This window comes from Pseudomonas fluorescens (assembly GCF_902497745.1).
GTDB classification, from domain to species: Bacteria; Pseudomonadota; Gammaproteobacteria; order Pseudomonadales; family Pseudomonadaceae; genus Aquipseudomonas; species Aquipseudomonas fluorescens_BM.
Genome location: NZ_CABVHJ010000023.1, coordinates 26,004 through 45,125, shown reverse-complemented (window position 1 = coordinate 45,125; position 19,122 = coordinate 26,004). Strand labels below are relative to the sequence as shown.

The window sequence follows — 19,122 nt, the reverse complement described above, 5'->3', positions numbered from 1 at the left end:
ATCAGCCCTGATTGAGCAGTTGACGCAAATCGATCACAGCAGCGTTGGCACGGGAAATATAGTTGGCCATGACCAGCGAGTGGTTGGCCAGCACGCCGAAGCCGCTGCCGTTAAGAATCATAGGACTCCAGACCGGTTCCTGCGAGGCTTCCAGCTCACGAATGATCTGACGCACGCTGACCGTGGCGTTCTTTTTCGCCAGAACATCGGCGAAGTCGACTTCGATGGCACGCAACAGATGCGACAGCGCCCAGGCCTGACCGCGTGCTTCGTAGAACACGTTGTCGATCTGCATCCACGGTGTCTCGACGACTTCCTCGTCAACCTGCGGCACTTCGCCGATGGCCGGCACTTCGGTTTTCAGCGCGGTATTGAGTTTGACCCGACCGACGCTGGCCGACAGGCGTTGCGACAGCGAGCCGAGACGGGTCCCAACATCGCCGAGCCAGTTGTTCAGGTTGTCGGCGCGGGCATAGAACAGCGCGTTTTTCTGGGTTGGATCGGACAGGCGCGCCTGATAACGGCTCAGCGAGTTGATGCCTTCCTGATATTCCGACTCACTCGACGGCAGGATCCAGCTCTTGTTGTCGAAGTTGAAACGCGGCTCGGCCTTGGCCAGATCGGCATCTTCCGCCGACTGCGATTGCGAACGGGCAAAGTCTTTGCGCAGGGCACGGGTCAGGTCACGCACCTGCACCAGTACGCCGTATTCCCAGCTCGGCGTGTTGTCCATCCACAGGCCCGGCGGGAAGCGGTCATTGGAGATGTAGCCGCCCGGTTTGTTGAGCAAGGTGCCGGCAACGGTCTTGAGGGTTTCGACGGTGGTGTAGCCGATCACCATCTGCTTGCCTTCTTTCTCGGCAGCTACCTGAGCGTTTTGCGCGACCGGAAACAGCGCCGGCTCCTGGCTCCAGTACCAGCCAAGGCCAATGGTCACCAGCAGATAGAGGCCGATCAGCGTGGCCAAAGCTCGGCTGAACAGCAGCCCGCCGACATAGCTGCGGGTGGCCGACTTGGGTTCAGCGGCACGTTCAGGCGCGCTGCCCGCGCGGTTTTTCCAGTCCAGCATGGCGATATCCTTTCAAATCTTGGGTTCAACGGTTCGACCACAACCATACAACAACGTGCCGAGGCCGGGCACCCGCGTGTAAAGATAAGCCGCAAATCATGCCGGCGAATGACGCTTCGACGCCCACTAAGGGATTCCCCGATGCCCGCGCCTCAGTCATTCGAATTGCAGGCTATTGAAAATCTTCACGTAGCTCATTCATCGCGCGGATGAACGTACGACTGACAACTCATCCAGATCGCCCTTATCAATCAGGGAGCGCCCGGCCCACGGGGGTTTGAGCGACGACAAGGTCAAAAGCGAAACTGCCCGGTCAGAAACTGAATGGTGACGCACTGCAGATTATTGACGTACGACACTCGTCTAAGGGAAAAGAGGTGCTAGCATAGAGCCACCAGTCGATCTCAGCATGCAGCCTAACTAGTAGTCAGGATATGACCGAGCCAGAAGACCCCAGCCGTGAGCGTCTCAAGCACCACTTTGCCCAGCGGGTAATTCATCAGGCACGTCAGATTCTTGAGATATGGCAGCGCCTGCAACGCAGTGAGTGGTCCACTGTCGACCTCGCCGAACTGAGCGAGGCCAACCTGCGCCTGCTGCGTTTTGCCGAGCGTTTCGAACAGCCGGAACACACTCAACTTGCGCGCCATATCAGTCAGTCGCTGGAAGCGGTGGACGCCAATCGCGGCCGCCTCAGCAGCGGCCTGATTACCGACCTCAATCGCTTGATGCAGCGCTTGTCGCGCACCGGCCTGCGCCATGGCGATCAACTCGACCAGACGTTCCTGCCGCCACTGCGCAAACCGATCTACGTGATGCTGCAGGATCACGACCGCGCTGAACGGCTGGCCAAACAACTTGAATTCTTCGGTCTTAGCGCGCAGGCGCTGGACAGTGTTTCGGCCTTTCGCTCCTCGATGGTCGAGCGCCTGCCGGCCGCGATCGTCATGGACGTGGATTTCAGCGGTACCGGCATCGGCCTGAAACTCGCCGCCGAAGCCCAGGTCGGGCTCGAGGAGCCGCTGCCGCTGCTGTTCTTCAGCCTGCACGAAACCGATACGCCGACCCGCCTCGCCGCCGTGCGTGCCGGTGGCCAGGAATTTCTCACTGGCACTCTCGAAGCGTCGAGCCTGCTGGAAAAGATCGAAGTCCTCACCTGCGTCGCGCAGTACGAGCCTTATAAAGTGTTGATCATCGACGACTCGCGTGCGCAGGCCTTGCACACCGAACGCCTGCTCAACAGCGCCGGCATCGTCACCCGCACCTTGATCGAACCGATTCAAGCGATGGCCGAACTGGCGGATTTCCAGCCCGACCTGATCATTCTCGACATGTACATGCCGGCCTGCACGGGTACCGAACTGGCCAAGGTGATTCGCCACAACGACCGCTATGTCAGCGTACCGATCATTTATCTGTCGGCCGAGGACGATCTGGACAAGCAGCTCGACGCCATGAGCGAAGGCGGCGATGACTTCCTGACCAAACCGATCAAGCCGCGTCACCTGATCACCACCGTGCGCAACCGCGCCGCCCGCGCGCGCAATCTGAAAGCGCGCATGGTCCGCGACAGCCTCACTGGCCTGTACAACCACACGCACATTCTGCAATTGCTCGAAGACTGCTCGTTCCGCGCCCGCCGCGAGAACAAGCCGCTGAGTTTTGCCATGCTCGACATCGACCACTTCAAACGGGTCAACGACAGTCACGGCCACCCGATGGGCGACCGGGTGATCAAGAGTCTGGCGCTGTTTCTCAAGCAGCGCTTGCGCAAGACCGACTTTATCGGCCGCTACGGCGGTGAAGAATTCGCCATCGTCATGCCCGACACGGATATAGAAGCGGCGCACAAAGTCCTCGACGAAATCCGCCAGCGCTTCGCCGAAATCCATTACCCGGCGCAGCCGCAGGATTTGTGGTGCACCTTCAGCGCCGGCGTGGTGGAAATGCACGACGACTGCGACAGCCTGATGATGGCCAGCCAGGCCGACGAAGCGCTGTACCGCGCCAAGGGTGCCGGGCGCAATCGCGTGCAGACTGCGCGCGAGTCAAAGCAAAGTGCCACTTTTTCATCGGATTCCACTGATTCGGTCATAACCCTGTAACAGAACCGCAATAAATTCAGGCGCTTACCATTTCTGCCGTTGGTAGCCGTCATGCGCCTGAAGTTGCTCACCAATCTCAATACGCTGCTGCTGGTCGCCGTGTGCCTCGCACTCGGCGCCACGCTGTGGTGGTCGCAAAAAGCTCTCGAACGCCCGTATCTGCTGATGGAGCGTTATCTGGGACTGTCGCAGCAGTTTCAGAACGAGGTCGCACGCAACGTCGAGGACTACCTGGGCAACGGCGACGCTTTGCGCCTGAGCAGCGCCAGCCAGGCCATCGACAGCTTGCGCAAAGAACTCGCTGAATTACCGCCGGCGCTGGCTGAAACGCTGCGCCCGAGCCTGTCGGGCCTGGATGAGTTCAGCAAAACCGAGTTGCTCGCGGCCGGCAAACTGGCGGGCGACCCGCAGGCCCTGCTGTTGCAGGCCGAGCGCGAGTTGAGCGCCAGCCTGGATCAGCTCAACACCTACGCCAACGGCAATGCGGCTTACATGACGCCGCTGCTGGTCGCCTCTCAGCACTTGGGCAAACTGTCGCTGGCGCGGGACAAACTGGTCAGCAGCGGGCGCAGTGAGCTGGCCGCCGATGTTGAGCGCGAAGTCACCAATATCCGCTCGCAGGCTCAAGTGATTGATGCCCTGCCCTTGCTCGGCGTCGTCGCCAACAATGAATCGGGCAGCGACGATTTCGCCGCGCTGATGGGTATCGAGAGCACCGAAAAAGCCGTCGCCGAAGACGCCGGTGTCGGTCTCAAGCGTGAACTCAACAGTTTGCTTGGCCGCTACCCGGCAGAGCTTGCACGTACGCGCGATCAGATCCAGAAACGCACCGACCTGAGCACTGCCACTCACCAGAAAATCGCCGCCGTACAGCAAGCCATCGCCGGGCTTGAGCCGGTGGTGCGCGCCCAGCACGGACAGATTCAGGACGAAGTGCGACTGATGCAGGGCGTGATGATCGGTTTGATTCTGCTGATCGCGCTACTGATCGACACCTTGCAGCGGCGACTGGCCCGTACGCTGACCAATCTCGCGCCGGCGCTGTCCACTTGGGCCGAGGGCGATTTCAGTCGTGACATTCATCTGGGCAAAACCAACCGTGAACTGCGTGACATCGAAGCCTCGCTCAATCGCTTGCGCGCGTATCTGGTGGATCTGGTCGCCACCATTCGCGGCAATGCCGAACAAGTCGCGGGCAGCAGCCGCACACTCGCGGAACTGAGTAACGACTTGCACAGCGGCGCCGAACATCAGGCCGGCGATACCGCGCTGATCCGCGATTCTCTCGGCGAACTTGAAGCGACAATCCAGCAAGTTGCCGGTGATGCCCAGCAAGCAGCAGACGCCAGTCGTCATGCCGGACTGGCGGTCGAGCATGGCCAGACGGTCATTGGCCAGAGCCTCACCGGCCTGCACGCATTGGTCGGTGAAGTACAAGGCAACGCGCAGATGATCGAACATCTGGCCGAAGAGTCGGCAACCATCGGTGGCGTGTTGACGGTGATTCGCTCGATTGCCGACCAGACCAACCTGCTAGCCCTCAACGCGGCGATTGAAGCGGCGCGCGCCGGGGAAATGGGTCGTGGCTTTGCCGTGGTGGCTGAAGAAGTGCGCTCGCTTGCCCAGCGTACTGCCGGCGCGACTGCCGAAATCCAGACGCTGATTGCCGGCCTGCAAACGGCGGCACGGCAATCGGTCGAAGGCATGCGGGCGCAAGTTGAACATGCCGAAGCCACAGCCAATCAGGCGCAAGCGGCGGACGGTGCGCTGGATAAAATCGTCGGTGCGATCCAGACCATTTCCGACACGGCGATCCGCATTGCCGATATCACCGCGCAGCAAAGCGGTGCAGTCAGCGAGATTCGCGATCACAGCGAGCGGATTCATCAGTTGGGTGGGGATAACTTGCTGCGGATCGGCCGTGGGCGCGAACAGGGTGAGAATCTGCTGGTGCTGGGCGGGCAACTGCATACAGCCGTGCAGGCCTTTCGCGTCTGATAGACCGCTAGCGCGAGCAGGCTCGCTCCCACATTGGAATGCATACCCCTGTGGGAGCGAGCTTGCTCGCAAAGGCGTCAGTCCAGACTCCACAAGTGACCGGATCAAATCACTTGGTCACATATTTCGCGCAAACATCGGCCATCGTGCTGGCTATTGCATAGAACTGGACAGTCACAAAGTCTTTGCGGCATAGTCGCCGGGTTCTGACGATTGCTCATTCATAACAAGGACTACGCAGATGGCAACCCTACTGGTGCTGCACGGCCCCAACCTGAACCTGCTCGGCACCCGCGAACCCGGCACCTACGGTTCAACGACCCTGGCGCAGATCAATCAGGATCTGGAGCGCCGCGCCCGTGAAGCCGGCCATCATCTGCTGTATCTGCAAAGCAATGCCGAGTACGAATTGATCGACCGCATCCACGCCGCACGCGGCGAAGGCGTCGATTTCATTCTGATCAATCCAGCAGCTTTTACGCACACAAGTGTCGCATTACGTGACGCGTTGCTGGGAGTGAGCATCCCATTCATCGAAGTGCATTTGTCCAACGTGCACAAACGCGAACCTTTCCGCCATCACTCTTACTTCTCCGATGTAGCGGTGGGAGTGATCTGCGGCCTTGGCGCCAGCGGTTACCGACTGGCCCTGGAGGCTGCACTAGAACAGCTTGAAACACAGGCAACGACTTGAACTACAAGCGTTAAGCGCCCCTGACCGACCCTTGGGAGTTGATGATTCATGGATATCCGTAAAGTTAAGAAACTGATCGAATTGCTGGAAGAGTCCGGCATCGACGAGCTCGAGATCAAGGAAGGCGAAGAGTCCGTACGCATCAGCCGTCACAGCAAGACCCCGGCTCAGCAGTACTACGCACCAGCGCCGATGCAAGCTCCGGCTGCCGCACCTGCCGCTGCTGCTCCGGTTGCTGCCGCAGCCCCGGTTGCCGCTGCTGCTCCAGCGCTGAACGGCACTGTTGCCCGTTCGCCGATGGTCGGCACGTTCTACCGCAAATCTTCGCCAACCTCGCCGTCCTTCGTTGAAGTCGGCCAGACCGTGAAGAAAGGCGACACTCTGTGCATCGTCGAAGCCATGAAGATGATGAACCACATCGAAGCTGAAACCAGCGGTGTAATCGAGTCCATCCTCGTCGAAGACGGCCAGCCGGTTGAGTACGACCAACCGCTGTTCACCATCGTTTGAACTGCGGAGAGCCTTTGATGACTGCGAAGTTGGAAAAAGTTCTGATCGCTAACCGCGGTGAGATCGCCCTGCGGATTCTGCGTGCCTGCAAAGAGATGGGCATCAAGACCGTCGCCGTTTACTCCAAGGCCGACAAAGAGCTGATGCACCTGGGTCTGGCAGACGAATCCGTCTGCATCGGCCCGGCTTCTGCCGCGCACTCTTACCTGCACATCCCGGCCATCATCGCTGCCGCTGAAGTGACTGGCGCTACCGCCATTCACCCAGGCTACGGTTTCCTCGCGGAAAACGCCGATTTTGCCGAACAGGTCGAGAACTCCGGCTTCGCCTTCATCGGCCCGAAAGCCGAAACCATTCGCCTGATGGGCGACAAGGTTTCGGCCAAGCACGCGATGATCGAAGCTGGCGTGCCTACTGTTCCAGGTTCTGACGGCCCACTGCCGGAAGACGAAGAAACGGCGCTGCGCATCGGTCGTGAAGTCGGCTACCCGGTGATCATCAAAGCCGCTGGCGGCGGTGGTGGTCGCGGCATGCGTGTTGTGCACAAGGAAGAAGACCTGATCGCCTTCGCCAAACTGACCCGCACCGAAGCAGGCGCGGCGTTCGGTAACCCGATGGTCTATCTGGAAAAATTCCTGACCAACCCGCGTCACGTCGAAGTGCAGGTTCTGTCCGACGGTCAGGGCCACGCCATCCATCTGGGCGACCGCGATTGCTCGCTGCAACGTCGTCACCAGAAAGTCCTCGAAGAAGCGCCGGCACCGGGCATCGACGAGAAGGCGCGCGAAGAAGTACTGGCTCGCTGCGTCAAGGCGTGCATCGACATCGGCTACCGCGGCGCGGGTACTTTCGAGTTCCTGTACGAGAACGGTCGTTTCTACTTCATCGAAATGAACACTCGTGTTCAGGTAGAGCATCCGGTTTCGGAAATGGTCACCGGTATCGACATCGTCAAGGAGATGCTCAGCATCGCCGCTGGCAACAAGCTGTCGTTCACGCAGGATGACGTGGTTATCCGCGGTCACTCGCTGGAATGCCGGATCAACGCTGAAGACCCGAAAACCTTCATGCCGAGCCCGGGTACGGTCAAGCATTTCCACGCTCCAGGCGGCAACGGCGTTCGCGTCGATTCGCACCTGTACAGCGGTTATGCGGTTCCGCCGAACTACGACTCGCTGATCGGCAAGCTGATCACTTATGGCGCCACCCGCGACGAAGCCATGGCCCGCATGCGCAATGCCCTGGACGAAATCGTGGTGGACGGGATCAAGACCAACATCCCGCTGCACCGTGATCTGGTTCGTGACGAAGGCTTCTGCAAGGGCGGTGTGAACATTCACTACCTCGAGCACAAGCTGGCTGGCGAGAAGCACTAAGCTTCAACCCGCACCAGACAAAGCCGCCTTCGGGCGGCTTTGTTGTTTCTGCAGATTACATAACCCCGTGTGGGAGCGAGCCTGCTCGCGAAAGCGGTGTATCAGATCTATATGCATCAACTGACACTCCGCTTTCGCGAGCAGGCTCGCTCCCACAGGGTATGGTGTTTCAAGTCACTCCCACAAAAGCTTTGCGCTCGCGTAAACTTGCGCGCTTCTCGCCGGCCGCTAGGCTGCAATCAATATTTTTCAAAGGTGCCCGCCATGCCTTGGCTGCAAGTACGTCTCGCCATCAGCCCGGAACAAGCCGAAACCTACGAAGACGCTTTCCTTGAAGTGGGCGCCGTGTCGGTGACCTTCATGGACGCCGAAGATCAGCCGATCTTCGAGCCGGAACTCAACACCACCCCGCTGTGGGCGCACACGCATTTGCTGGCGCTGTTCGAAGGCGGCACCGAACCGGCACCGGTTCTGGCCCATCTGGAGCTACTGACAGGCAGCCCGTTGCCTGAGCATCACAGCGAAGTCATTGAAGATCAGGACTGGGAACGCAGCTGGATGGACGGTTTCCAGCCGATGCGTTTCGGCCAGCGCCTGTGGATCGTGCCGAGCTGGCATGCCGCGCCGGAACCTGATGCGGTCAACCTGCTGCTGGATCCGGGCCTGGCCTTCGGCACCGGCACGCACCCGACCACCGCGCTGTGCCTGGAATGGCTCGACGGTCAGGACCTGAAAGACTGCAACGTGCTCGACTTCGGTTGCGGCTCGGGGATTCTGGCGATTGCCGCCCTGCTGCTCGGCGCCAAGGAAGCCGTCGGCACCGACATCGACGTGCAGGCGCTGGAAGCCTCGCGTGATAACGCCGGGCGCAACAACATTGCCGAAGAACTGTTCCCGCTGTACTTGCCGGAAGACCTGCCACAGGTCCAGGCCGATGTACTGGTCGCCAACATTCTGGCCGGCCCGCTGGTTTCTCTCGCGCCGCAACTGTCCGGCCTGGTGAAATCCGGTGGCCGTCTGGCGCTGTCGGGCATCCTCGCCGAACAAGGTGACGAAGTGGCTGCTGCTTATGCGCAGGACTTCGATCTCGATCCGATCGCCAATCGCGATGGCTGGGTGCGCATCACCGGCCGTCGGCGCTAATATGACCGCCTGCATAATCCGGATCGCCGCATGACCGACAGTTTCGTCACCCAGTGCCCGCATTGCCAAACCAGTTTCCGTGTCAGCCATGCTCAATTGAGTGTGGCCCGCGGGGTGGTTCGCTGCGGCTCCTGCCTGCAAGTGTTCAATGCGGCCAAACAGCTGCTGGAGCAACACGCCGGCAAGGACGCGGTGACACCGGTTGCACCCTCGATTGTCGAGCCGCCGCCGATTATCGAGGCCCCGCCGGTTGTCCAGGCGCCGGCCATCGTCGAACAGCCCGCGCCGCGTGCCATCAGCCAAAAGCAGTGGAGCGCGTCCGAGCTGGATCTCGATAGCCTCGATCTGGACGAAGAACTGGCGCGCCTCGAACAACGGGAAATCCAGCCGACCACCGAATTCGGTCGTCCGCGCGAAGATGCCCTGAGCGCACGCCGCGACAACCCTGAACCGGATGAAACGCTCTGGCGCGACAGTCTGTTCAGCGAGCGCGCCGATGAACACACGGCCGAGCCCGAGGACGACGAGGCAGAAATCGCCGACATCGAACCGGTCAAATCCGAGCGCACCGAGCCTTCGCTGTCACTGGAACCGGTGGATCTGGATGACGAACCAGCGATTCCGCATCTGCGCCTGCACGACCCGATCGACCCCAATGCCCGCCGCGAACGCCTGTCGGCCAGCGACGAAGCCGATGACGACGATTTGCCATCGATCGAGCCGCTGCGCAAAAAGCGCGAGCGCGCAGAGCCCGGCGTACGCGCCGAAGTCCTGCAAGACCTGACCGACGACCCGCTGCAACTGGACTGGCAGAAGCGCCGCTCGCCGTGGGGCCGACGTATGCTCTGGCTGCTGTTGGTCCTGCTGGCGGCGGGAGGCCTGGCCGCCCAGTACATCTCTTATCATTTCGAAGAGCTGGCCCGACAGGACCAGTATCGCCCGTGGTTCCAGCAAATCTGCCCGCAGATCGGCTGCACGGTGCCGTCCAAGGTCGATATCGCCCGAATCAAGAGCAGCAACCTGGTGGTGCGCAGCCATCCGGAGTTCAACGGTGCACTGGTGGTCGACGCAATCATCTATAACCGCGCGACATTCTCCCAGCCATTTCCATTGCTGGAGCTGCGCTTTGCCGACCTCAACGGTCACCTGATCGCCAGTCGTCGCTTCAAACCCGGCGAATACCTCAGAGGTGATCTCGAAGGTCTGGCGGAAATGCCGCCGCAGACGCCGATCCACATTGCGCTGGATATTCTCGATCCCGGGCCGAAAGCGGTGAATTACAGCCTGAGTTTCCACTCGCCCGAGTGAATCCCTGCGTCGCTTTCGAATTGACGGCGGTTTTCTGACTTTGCCACCCACAACCAAACCCGTGGCGATAACAGAATAACTGTTCAGATTTTGTTCAATTCAGCCTTTATCCAGTCATCGAGAGCGGGTATCATGCCAACCCTTTTTCGAACTCTCATGATCCGGCCCCACCTCAGGGAAGTCCTATGTCGGCGGTACGCATCGGCCCATACACATTACAGAACGGCTTGATTCTCGCCCCGATGGCGGGGGTCACCGACCAGCCCTTTCGTCAGCTGTGCAAGCGTTTGGGCGCAGGGCTTGTAGTCTCGGAAATGGTCACCAGCGACATGAGCCTGTGGAATACCCGCAAGTCGCGCCTGCGCATGATCCACGAAGGCGATCCCGAGCCACGCTCGGTACAGATTGCCGGTGGCGATGCGCAGATGCTGGCAGACGCGGCCCGGGCCAACGTCGAACTGGGCGCGCAGATTATTGATATCAACATGGGTTGCCCGGCAAAGAAGGTCTGCAACAAGGCCGCCGGTTCCGCGTTGTTGAAGGACGAAGCACTGGTCACCGAGATCCTGCACGCCGTTGTGGCTGCGGTTGATGTGCCGGTGACCCTGAAGATCCGCACCGGCTGGGATCGCGACAACAAGAACGGCCTGACCGTGGCGAAGATTGCCGAGCAGGCCGGCATTACGGCGCTGGCAGTGCATGGCCGCACTCGCGCCGATCTGTACAAGGGTGAAGCCGAGTACGACACGATTGCCGCGATCAAGCAGGCGGTGTCGATCCCGGTGTTCGCCAATGGCGATATCGATTCGCCGGAAAAGGCCCGTTACGTGCTTGACGCGACCGGTGCCGATGGCCTGTTGGTAGGCCGCGCCGCCCAAGGGCGGCCATGGATTTTTCGCGAGATCGAACACTTCCTGCGTACCGGCGAGAAATTGCCGGCACCGGAGCTGATCGAGGTGGAACACATACTGCTGGAGCATCTGGCCGCACTTCACGCTTTCTATGGGGATGTGATGGGCGTGCGCATTGCGCGCAAGCATGTGGGCTGGTATCTCGCAACCTTGCCGGGCGCCAGGGAGTTTCGCGCCCACTTCAATCGTTTGGATGGTACGGAAACACAATGCGCCAACGTTCGGGAGTTCTTCGCCGAGCGTTACAAGAGCCTGACAGGGGACGAAGAAGGGGTGGCCGCATGACGATGATGACCGAGACTTTAGTGAGTGGAACAGCACCCGTGAGCGACAACGTGAATTTGAAACAGCACCTCAACACCCCGAGCGAAGAAGGTCAGACCCTTCGCGGGAGTGTCGAGAAGGCGCTGCACAATTATTTCGCCCACCTTGAGGGCGCGTCCGTCACGGATGTGTACAACCTGGTGCTCTCCGAAGTCGAGGCTCCCCTGCTCGAAAGCGTGATGAACTACGTCAAGGGCAACCAGACCAAGGCCAGTGAGCTGCTGGGACTGAACCGCGGCACGCTGCGCAAGAAACTCAAGCAGTACGATCTGCTGTAAGCATTCAATCAAACCAGAAAGGCGCCCGCGTAAAAAACGGTCGCCTTTTTTGCTGACTTCCTTTGCTTTTGATGGAAATTGAGATGACCGACCAGACTACCCGCCTGCCGATCCGCCGCGCCTTGATCAGCGTTTCCGACAAGACCGGGATCCTCGAATTCGCCAAGGAGCTTGAAGCTCTGGGCGTCGAGATCCTCTCCACCGGCGGGACGTTCAAGCTGCTGCGCGACAACGGTGTTGCCGCAGTGGAAGTCGCGGATTACACCGGTTTCGCCGAAATGATGGACGGTCGGGTGAAAACCCTGCACCCGAAAATCCACGGCGGCATCCTCGGTCGTCGCGGTATCGACGACGCAATCATGAGCGAGCACGGCATCAAGCCGATCGATCTTGTTGCAGTCAACCTCTACCCGTTCGAAGCCACCATCAACAAGCCAGGCTGCGACCTGCCGACCGCCATCGAAAACATCGACATCGGCGGCCCGACCATGGTCCGTTCGGCAGCGAAAAACCATAAAGACGTAGCGATCGTGGTGAATGCCAGCGATTACGCCAGCGTGCTCGAAGGCCTCAAGGCCGGCGGTCTGACCTACGCTCAGCGTTTCGACCTGATGCTCAAGGCCTTCGAACACACCGCTGCCTACGACGGCATGATCGCCAACTACATGGGCACCGTGAATCAGGCCGCTGAAACCCTGAGCACTGAAGGCCGCAGCGAATTCCCGCGCACCTTCAACAGCCAGTTCATCAAGGCCCAGGAAATGCGCTACGGCGAGAACCCGCACCAGAGCGCGGCGTTCTACGTTGAGGCCAAGCCTGCCGAAGTCGGCATCGCCACCGCGACCCAACTGCAAGGCAAAGAGCTGTCGTACAACAACGTGGCCGACACCGACGCCGCGCTGGAATGCGTGAAGAGCTTCGTCAAGCCAGCCTGCGTGATCGTCAAGCACGCCAACCCGTGCGGCGTGGCGGTCAGCCCGGACGCTGAAGGCGGCATCCGTCAGGCCTACGAACTGGCTTACGCCACCGATACCGAATCGGCGTTCGGCGGCATCATCGCCTTCAACCGTGAACTGGATGCCGAGACCGCCAAAGCGATCGTCGAGCGTCAGTTCGTTGAAGTGATCATCGCCCCGAGCGTCAGCGAAGAAGCTCGCGCCATTGTTGCAGCCAAAGCCAACGTGCGCCTGCTGGCCTGTGGCGAGTGGTCGGCTGACCGCGCCGCTGCCTGGGACTACAAGCGCGTTAACGGCGGTCTGCTGGTACAGAGCCGCGACATCGGCATGATCAGCGCCGACGACCTGAAAGTCGTGACCAAACGTGCGCCGACCGAACAGGAAATCCACGACCTGATCTTCGCCTGGAAAGTCGCCAAGTACGTTAAATCCAACGCCATCGTCTACGCCAAGAACCGTCAGACCATCGGTGTCGGCGCTGGCCAGATGAGCCGCGTAAACTCGGCGCGTATTGCCGCGATCAAGGCTGAGCATGCCGGTCTGCAAGTCGCCGGTTCGGTGATGGCCTCGGACGCGTTCTTCCCGTTCCGCGACGGTCTGGACAACGCAGCCAAAGTCGGGATCACTGCGGTGATCCAGCCGGGTGGCTCGATGCGTGATGCCGAAGTGATTGCCGCTGCTGATGAAGCCGGCATCGCCATGGTCTTTACGGGCATGCGCCACTTCCGTCACTGATACACCGATTCAAATGTGGGAGCGAGCCTGCTCGCGAATGCAATCTGCCAGCGACGTTGACGTTGACTGACACACCGCTTTCGCGAGCAGGCTCGCTCCCACATAAAGCGCTCCAGCAGCGCCTGACAGATTTTTGAGGTTTTTGAAATGAATGTTTTGATCATTGGCAGCGGTGGCCGTGAACACGCACTGGCCTGGAAAGTGGCTCAGGATCCGCGCGTGCAGAAGGTTTTCGTCGCACCGGGCAACGCTGGCACCGCCATCGAAGCCAAGTGCGAGAACGTCGCCATCGACGTGCTGGCGCTTGAGCAACTGGCCGACTTCGCCGAGAAAAACGTTTCCCTGACCATCGTCGGCCCGGAAGTACCGTTGGTGGCTGGCGTTGTCGATCTGTTCCGCTCCCGTGGTCTGGACTGCTTCGGTCCGACCGCCGGTGCCGCGCAACTGGAAGGTTCGAAAGCCTTCACCAAGGATTTCCTCGCGCGCCACAAGATTCCGACCGCCGACTACCAGAACTTCACCGAGATCGAGCCGGCTCTGGCTTATCTGCGTGAAAAAGGCGCACCGATCGTGATCAAGGCCGATGGCCTGGCCGCCGGTAAAGGCGTGATCGTCGCCATGACCCTGGCCGAAGCCGAAGACGCCGTGCGAGACATGCTCGCTGGCAACGCTTTCGGTGACGCCGGTTCGCGCGTGGTCATCGAAGAATTCCTCGACGGCGAAGAAGCTTCGTTCATCGTCATGGTCGACGGCAAGAATGTGCTGCCGATGGCCACCAGCCAGGACCACAAACGCGTCGGCGACGGCGACAACGGCCCGAACACTGGCGGCATGGGTGCTTACTCCCCTGCCCCGGTGGTTACCGCCGACGTGCACCAGCGCGTGATGGACCTGGTGATCTGGCCGACCGTGCGCGGCATGGCCGAAGAAGGCAACGTCTACACCGGTTTCCTCTATGCCGGTCTGATGATCGACAAGGCCGGTAACCCGAAAGTCATCGAGTTCAACTGCCGCTTCGGCGATCCGGAAACCCAACCGGTAATGCTGCGCCTGCAGTCGAGCCTGGTGCTGCTGGTCGAAGCCGCTCTGGCGCAAGCGCTGGACAAGGTTGAAGCACAGTGGGATCCACGTCCGAGTGTCGGCATCGTGCTGGCCGCTGGTGGTTACCCGGGCGATTACGCCAAGGGCGCAGCGATCAACGGTCTGGACGCAGCAGCGAAGCTGGAAGGCAAAGTCTTCCACGCCGGCACCGCGCTGAAAGAAGGCAACGTCGTCACCGCCGGCGGTCGCGTACTCTGCGCCACTGCAATGGGCGCCAGCGTCGGTGAAGCGCAGCAGCAAGCCTACAAGCTGGCGGCCGCCATCGACTGGGAAGGTTGCTTCTACCGCAAGGACATTGGCTACCGTGCCATTGCCCGTGAACGTGGCGAAACCCAGGAATAAGCTGTACCTCAAGTCCGGCGAGGGATACCGTTCCTCGCCGGGCTGTTCCGCCGCCGCGCATCGTTATATTCTGGCATCAACCTACGAAGGGATTTCGCCGTGCGCTGGCTCAGGATTGCCATAAGCTTCACCGTCACGTTGCTGACCTTGCTCTGCATGCTCCCGGCCCAGGCCGCGCAAGGCAGTGGCTGGTCGGTATTGCTTGATGATCAGGGCAATCTGCAACTGAGCGACATCCGCTCCGCTCGTTACACCAATCAATTCAGCCCCATCGACCTTGACCGCCTCACCGCGTCCGAGCCCGATGGCGCCTTGTGGCTGCGTTTCAGGCTGGCACCGGGCAAGCACGAACAAGTGCTGCGCATCTTTGCCCCGGACCTGTCACAGCTCAATCTCTATGTACTCGACGGTGACAAGCTGATCGAGCAACGCAACACCGGCACCGACCAGCCGCAGGCCGAACGGCCGTTGCCGAGCAGCGACTTCATGCTGCCGTTGCCACAGAGCGACAAACCCCTCGATGTCTATCTGCGCATGGTCTCCGACCATCAGTTGCGCCCGCACGTCACCCTGCAATCGGCGGTGATGAGCGCGGCCAACCACAATCAGACGCTGGTCTTCGGTTTACTGTTCGGCTGCCTCGGCATGCTGCTGTTGCACAACCTGGTGCGCTACGCCTATTCCCGCTCGCGCAGCAGTTTGTGGCTGGCGGTCTGCGAAGGACTGTTGGGCCTCAGCCTGTTGCTGCTGCTCAACCTCGCCGGCCCGTGGCTGCCGAACTGGCATGCGGTGCAGACGCCGGGCGCCTATCTGGCGTTGCTGCTGACCGCTCCGGCCGGATTGATGTTCGCCTATCGCTTCTTCGCCCCGCTCGGCCCGCATCCGCTGAACAAACTGCTGCTGGGCGACATTCTGTTTATCGTGACCTGCAGCCTGTTGCTGCTGTTCGTCAACACCCTGCCGCTGAACATCATCACTTATGCACTGGTGGCGCTGGCCGGCCTGAGCATGTTGTTTGTCGCGTTCTATCACTGGCAGAAGGGCTACCGGCCGGCGCGCTTGTTCGTCGCGGCGATGGTGGTGTTCAACATCGGTACGCTGATCATCTTGCCTGCGCTGCTGGGGCTGACGCTGGTGTCGCCGCAAGGCCTGATCATGACCCTGATGGCGTTCATCTGCATCAGCGGCCTGTTGATGAGCATTGCTCTGGGTGAACGTCAGCGCAGCATCACCGAAAGCCGTTTCAGCGTCAGCCGCGACCTCGCCGCGAGCAATGCCGAGATCAACGCCAAAGCCGAGTTCCTTGCCAAGATCAGCCACGAAATCCGCACGCCCATGAACGGCGTGCTGGGCATGACCGAACTGCTGCTGGGCACGCCGCTGTCGGTCAAGCAACGCGACTACGTGCAGACCATCCACAGCGCCGGCAACGAACTGCTGACGCTGATCAACGAGATCCTCGACATCTCCAAGCTCGAATCCGGCCAGATCGAGCTGGACGACGTGCAGTTCGACCTCAACGCCTTGATCGATGATTGCCTGAGCATCTATCGGGCCAAGGCCGAGCAACAGAACGTCGAGCTGATCAGCTTTATCCAGCCGCAAGTGCCGCGTGTAATCAGCGGCGACCCGACACGCCTGCGCCAGACCCTGCTGAGCCTGCTGGAAAACGCCCTGAAGAAAACCGACGAAGGCGAAGTGCTGATCGTCGTCGCGCTCGACGAGCGCAGCAGTAAACCGCGCCTGCGCATCGCCGTGCAGGACAGCGGCCAGCCCATGGATCAGGAAGAGCGCGATGCGCTGATGCACGCCGAGCTGCACAGCAAGCACTTCCTTTCCGCCAATCGTCTGGGGGGCAATCTGGGGCTGGTGATCGCACGCCAACTGATCCGCTTGATGCAGGGTGAATTCGGCATCAAGAGCGGCGCCAATCAGGGCAGCACCTTGTGGCTGACCCTGCCGCTGGATCCCGATCGCCTCGAACACCCGACCTCGGATCTCGACAGCCCGCTGCAAGGCGCACGGGTGCTGGTGGTCGACGACAACGACACCTGCCGCAAAGTGCTGGTGCAGCAGTGCAGTGCCTGGGGCCTTAATGTCAGCGCCGTGCCGTCGGGCAAGGAAGCGCTGGCCCTACTGCGCACCAAGGCGCACTTGCGTGACTACTTTGATGTGGTGCTGCTCGATCAGAACATGCCGGGCATGACCGGTATGCAGCTCGCGGCCAAGATCAAGGAAGACCCGAGCCTGAACCACGACATCCTGCTGATCATGCTCACCGGCATCAGCAACGCGCCGAGCAAGATCATCGCGCGCAACTCGGGGATCAAACGCATCCTCGCCAAACCGGTGGCCGGCTACACCCTCAAGACCACCCTGGCCGACGAGCTGAACCAGCGCAACAAAGGCCAAGTGGTGTTCCAGCCGCAAGTGGTCACCCCGGCCACGGCTGCCAAAGTACCGAGCGACTTCCGCATCCTTGTCGCCGAAGACAACACGATTTCGACCAAAGTGATTCGCGGCATGCTCGGTAAGCTCAACCTGCAACCGGACACCGCCGCCAACGGCGAAGAGGCGCTGCAAGCGATGAAGGCCCAGCGTTACGATCTGGTGCTGATGGACTGCGAAATGCCGATCCTCGACGGCTTCTCGGCGACTCAGCAACTGCGCGCGTGGGAAGTCAGCAACCAGCGCATTCGCACGCCGATCGTGGCGCTGACGGCGCACATTCTCGCCGAGCACAAGGAGCGCGCGCGGCAGGCCGGTATGGATGGGCACATGTCCAAGCCGGTCGAGTTGTCGCAATTGCGCGAGCTGATCGAGCACTGGGTCGCCCAGCGCGACCAGCAAAACCGGACGGCATCGACTTTCTGAGCAGGATCGTATGGTTATTCGATCAGATCTCCAGGCCATCAATGTATTTGAGTGAGCCGGTGATGACGGAGTTTTTCACCTTTTCGCGAAACTGAGCGTAATGCAGCGTGTTGAAGGTGATGGCAGCCATTTGTTCAACGCTGTTGTGGATAAGTGTTTCATCCTCGCTGAACAAAAACCCGCTGGCCTCTCTCTCGATCTGGAACTGACGGTGATAGATGCCCATTTCCACCTTGTTCGGGCCACTCATCACGCAGGGGATCATCTGAAAATATCCGACATTGGCACGCAGGCTCGTGGACTCGAACAGCCTGAGTGCCGATGTGTTACGTTCCATCACCCGTAGCGCACGCCGCATAGGTTCGCAAAACTGCTCACCCAATACCGCCGCGATACGCTGCGTTGCATGAACGGCCATCAGATTACTGCGCGATGGCGTCAAGGTTTGCGGTTTCGGCACGTCCCATCCGATAAATTTCAGGACATTCCTGTAGTACTCGAACCAGTCCCCCGATAGCCCGTCCTCGAACGCCGCACGCGTTGCTCTTTGTGCATAGGCTGTGCTCATGTAGATATCATCTCGATGGGTCGCAGGCAGGCCACCGGCAAACGCCACGACACTGCCGCCCACCACCGCAGCCTGCGGTGTAATCAAGTCCTTCATGCCGTAATCTCCTTGGGCAGACTCAGCACTGCCACGCTGTCCGCAAGTTTGTCCCTGACTTTCCTGGCAATGGCCTCACGCGCGCCGCTGTAGCGAATTTCGGACAGACTTGCCCGGGCGTGATGCACATGGACCAAGCCTTGAACCTCTTCGCATGGATACAACTGTTGAAATGGATTTTGGATTAACTCGAGTGACGTCTCGAACTCAACAAACACGCTTGCGATCGAATCGGCAGCGTTCGCAACAATCACCAGAAGACGCACCTTCGCCACCGGCGCCGGCATGCTGTCTGACCCGGCCGTAGCCGATATTTTCATGAAACTGCGCAATTGCTGGATGGCGAGTTCGTCGCCCGGTATTTGTGCCATTCGCTGCAGAACTGCGCCGATTATTCGGGTTTCAGGCATTGCATCATTGCTTAACGCTGTACTGAAAAACTCCAGCGCGGACTGACTTCCGGGATTGCTGACCTGCCATGTCTGCTTCGACTTCTGATGGCGCAACCAGAAATCATCAAGGACACTTACATACGTGCCGTACCAATCCGGGGCCAGGGCTTTTTCACATTTCTTATTGGCAACCAGTTGCGCCAGCAAAATCGAATTGACCAGATCGCTATAAACTTCCAGCCGCTCACCATCGGGAATAATCACCACGCAAGCCCCGACAACCAGAACTAAACATTCATCATCCATGTTAGGCCTCCGTAATAAAGAAGGGCAGTCGCCATG

The 19,122-nt window shown here is 60.2% G+C and carries 14 protein-coding genes and 1 pseudogene; 12 read left to right on the top strand and 3 right to left on the bottom strand.

Annotated elements, in window-relative coordinates:
• Position 1: 1 nt before the first annotated feature.
• Positions 2-1,069, bottom strand: a complete 1,068-nt coding sequence (locus F8N44_RS26715; RefSeq protein WP_150652414.1) for a DUF2333 family protein — start codon at positions 1,067-1,069, stop codon at positions 2-4.
• Between the two features lie 434 nt (positions 1,070-1,503).
• Between F8N44_RS26715 and gcbA the strand changes: the two genes are divergently transcribed.
• The 12 genes and pseudogenes from gcbA to F8N44_RS26655 all read left to right on the top strand — a co-directional run bounded on the left by gcbA (position 1,504) and on the right by F8N44_RS26655 (position 17,724).
• Positions 1,504-3,174: a diguanylate cyclase GcbA gene (gene gcbA / locus F8N44_RS26710; RefSeq protein WP_150652413.1), complete on the top strand. Its 1,671-nt coding sequence runs from the start codon at positions 1,504-1,506 to the stop codon at positions 3,172-3,174.
• Positions 3,175-4,665: 1,491 nt separating this feature from the next.
• A pseudogene (locus tag F8N44_RS32335) lies at positions 4,666-5,172 on the top strand (methyl-accepting chemotaxis protein); the annotation flags it as partial.
• 241 nt (positions 5,173-5,413) lie between these two features.
• A complete protein-coding gene (gene aroQ / locus F8N44_RS26700) occupies positions 5,414-5,866 on the top strand; it encodes a type II 3-dehydroquinate dehydratase (RefSeq protein ID WP_007914604.1) in 453 nt (150 codons plus the stop codon).
• 48 nt (positions 5,867-5,914) lie between these two features.
• Positions 5,915-6,376 (top strand): acetyl-CoA carboxylase biotin carboxyl carrier protein, encoded by a 462-nt coding sequence (accB, locus tag F8N44_RS26695; protein WP_150652411.1) that lies wholly within the window; start codon positions 5,915-5,917, stop codon positions 6,374-6,376.
• 17 nt (positions 6,377-6,393) lie between these two features.
• The gene (accC, locus tag F8N44_RS26690; RefSeq protein ID WP_007914602.1) at positions 6,394-7,752 is read left to right on the top strand and encodes an acetyl-CoA carboxylase biotin carboxylase subunit; all 1,359 of its coding nucleotides are present in this window, start codon (positions 6,394-6,396) and stop codon (positions 7,750-7,752) included.
• A 264-nt stretch (positions 7,753-8,016) separates the two neighbouring features.
• Entirely contained in the window at positions 8,017-8,895 is an 879-nt protein-coding gene (gene prmA, locus F8N44_RS26685) for a 50S ribosomal protein L11 methyltransferase (protein ID WP_150652410.1), read from the top strand.
• Positions 8,896-8,925: 30 nt separating this feature from the next.
• Positions 8,926-10,203, top strand: a complete 1,278-nt coding sequence (locus F8N44_RS26680) for a DUF3426 domain-containing protein (protein WP_150652409.1) — start codon at positions 8,926-8,928, stop codon at positions 10,201-10,203.
• Between the two features lie 185 nt (positions 10,204-10,388).
• A complete protein-coding gene (dusB, locus tag F8N44_RS26675; RefSeq protein WP_150652408.1) occupies positions 10,389-11,399 on the top strand; it encodes a tRNA dihydrouridine synthase DusB in 1,011 nt (336 codons plus the stop codon).
• On the top strand, positions 11,396-11,716 hold the full coding sequence (gene fis / locus F8N44_RS26670) for a DNA-binding transcriptional regulator Fis (RefSeq protein ID WP_003221275.1): 321 nt from the start codon (positions 11,396-11,398) through the stop codon (positions 11,714-11,716). The genes dusB and fis overlap by 4 nt, the downstream gene beginning before the upstream one ends.
• 83 nt (positions 11,717-11,799) lie before the next feature.
• Positions 11,800-13,407: a bifunctional phosphoribosylaminoimidazolecarboxamide formyltransferase/IMP cyclohydrolase gene (gene purH / locus F8N44_RS26665; RefSeq protein WP_007914589.1), complete on the top strand. Its 1,608-nt coding sequence runs from the start codon at positions 11,800-11,802 to the stop codon at positions 13,405-13,407.
• A 147-nt stretch (positions 13,408-13,554) separates the two neighbouring features.
• Positions 13,555-14,850, top strand: a complete 1,296-nt coding sequence (gene purD / locus F8N44_RS26660; protein WP_150652407.1) for a phosphoribosylamine--glycine ligase — start codon at positions 13,555-13,557, stop codon at positions 14,848-14,850.
• A gap of 99 nt (positions 14,851-14,949) precedes the next feature.
• Positions 14,950-17,724, top strand: coding sequence for a hybrid sensor histidine kinase/response regulator (locus tag F8N44_RS26655; protein ID WP_150652406.1), 2,775 nt, complete (start codon positions 14,950-14,952; stop codon positions 17,722-17,724).
• A gap of 22 nt (positions 17,725-17,746) precedes the next feature.
• Here the strand turns inward: F8N44_RS26655 and F8N44_RS26650 are convergent, their stop codons facing one another.
• Together F8N44_RS26650 and F8N44_RS26645 are read right to left on the bottom strand one after the other, a co-directional pair.
• Positions 17,747-18,388, bottom strand: a complete 642-nt coding sequence (locus F8N44_RS26650; RefSeq protein WP_150652405.1) for a hypothetical protein — start codon at positions 18,386-18,388, stop codon at positions 17,747-17,749.
• Entirely contained in the window at positions 18,385-19,086 is a 702-nt protein-coding gene (locus tag F8N44_RS26645; RefSeq protein WP_150652404.1) for a hypothetical protein, read from the bottom strand. Before F8N44_RS26645 ends, F8N44_RS26650 begins: the two co-directional genes overlap by 4 nt.
• Between the last annotated feature and the right edge of the window lie 36 nt (positions 19,087-19,122).

Coding starts and splice junctions, on each gene's coding strand:
- F8N44_RS26715 (WP_150652414.1), bottom strand. CDS start 1,069: ATGCTGGACTGGAAAAACCGCGCGGGCAGCGCGCCTGAACGTGCCGCT.
- gcbA (WP_150652413.1), top strand. CDS start 1,504: ATGACCGAGCCAGAAGACCCCAGCCGTGAGCGTCTCAAGCACCACTTT.
- aroQ (WP_007914604.1), top strand. CDS start 5,414: ATGGCAACCCTACTGGTGCTGCACGGCCCCAACCTGAACCTGCTCGGC.
- accB (WP_150652411.1), top strand. CDS start 5,915: ATGGATATCCGTAAAGTTAAGAAACTGATCGAATTGCTGGAAGAGTCC.
- accC (WP_007914602.1), top strand. CDS start 6,394: ATGACTGCGAAGTTGGAAAAAGTTCTGATCGCTAACCGCGGTGAGATC.
- prmA (WP_150652410.1), top strand. CDS start 8,017: ATGCCTTGGCTGCAAGTACGTCTCGCCATCAGCCCGGAACAAGCCGAA.
- F8N44_RS26680 (WP_150652409.1), top strand. CDS start 8,926: ATGACCGACAGTTTCGTCACCCAGTGCCCGCATTGCCAAACCAGTTTC.
- dusB (WP_150652408.1), top strand. CDS start 10,389: ATGTCGGCGGTACGCATCGGCCCATACACATTACAGAACGGCTTGATT.
- fis (WP_003221275.1), top strand. CDS start 11,396: ATGACGATGATGACCGAGACTTTAGTGAGTGGAACAGCACCCGTGAGC.
- purH (WP_007914589.1), top strand. CDS start 11,800: ATGACCGACCAGACTACCCGCCTGCCGATCCGCCGCGCCTTGATCAGC.
- purD (WP_150652407.1), top strand. CDS start 13,555: ATGAATGTTTTGATCATTGGCAGCGGTGGCCGTGAACACGCACTGGCC.
- F8N44_RS26650 (WP_150652405.1), bottom strand. CDS start 18,388: ATGAAGGACTTGATTACACCGCAGGCTGCGGTGGTGGGCGGCAGTGTC.
- F8N44_RS26645 (WP_150652404.1), bottom strand. CDS start 19,086: ATGGATGATGAATGTTTAGTTCTGGTTGTCGGGGCTTGCGTGGTGATT.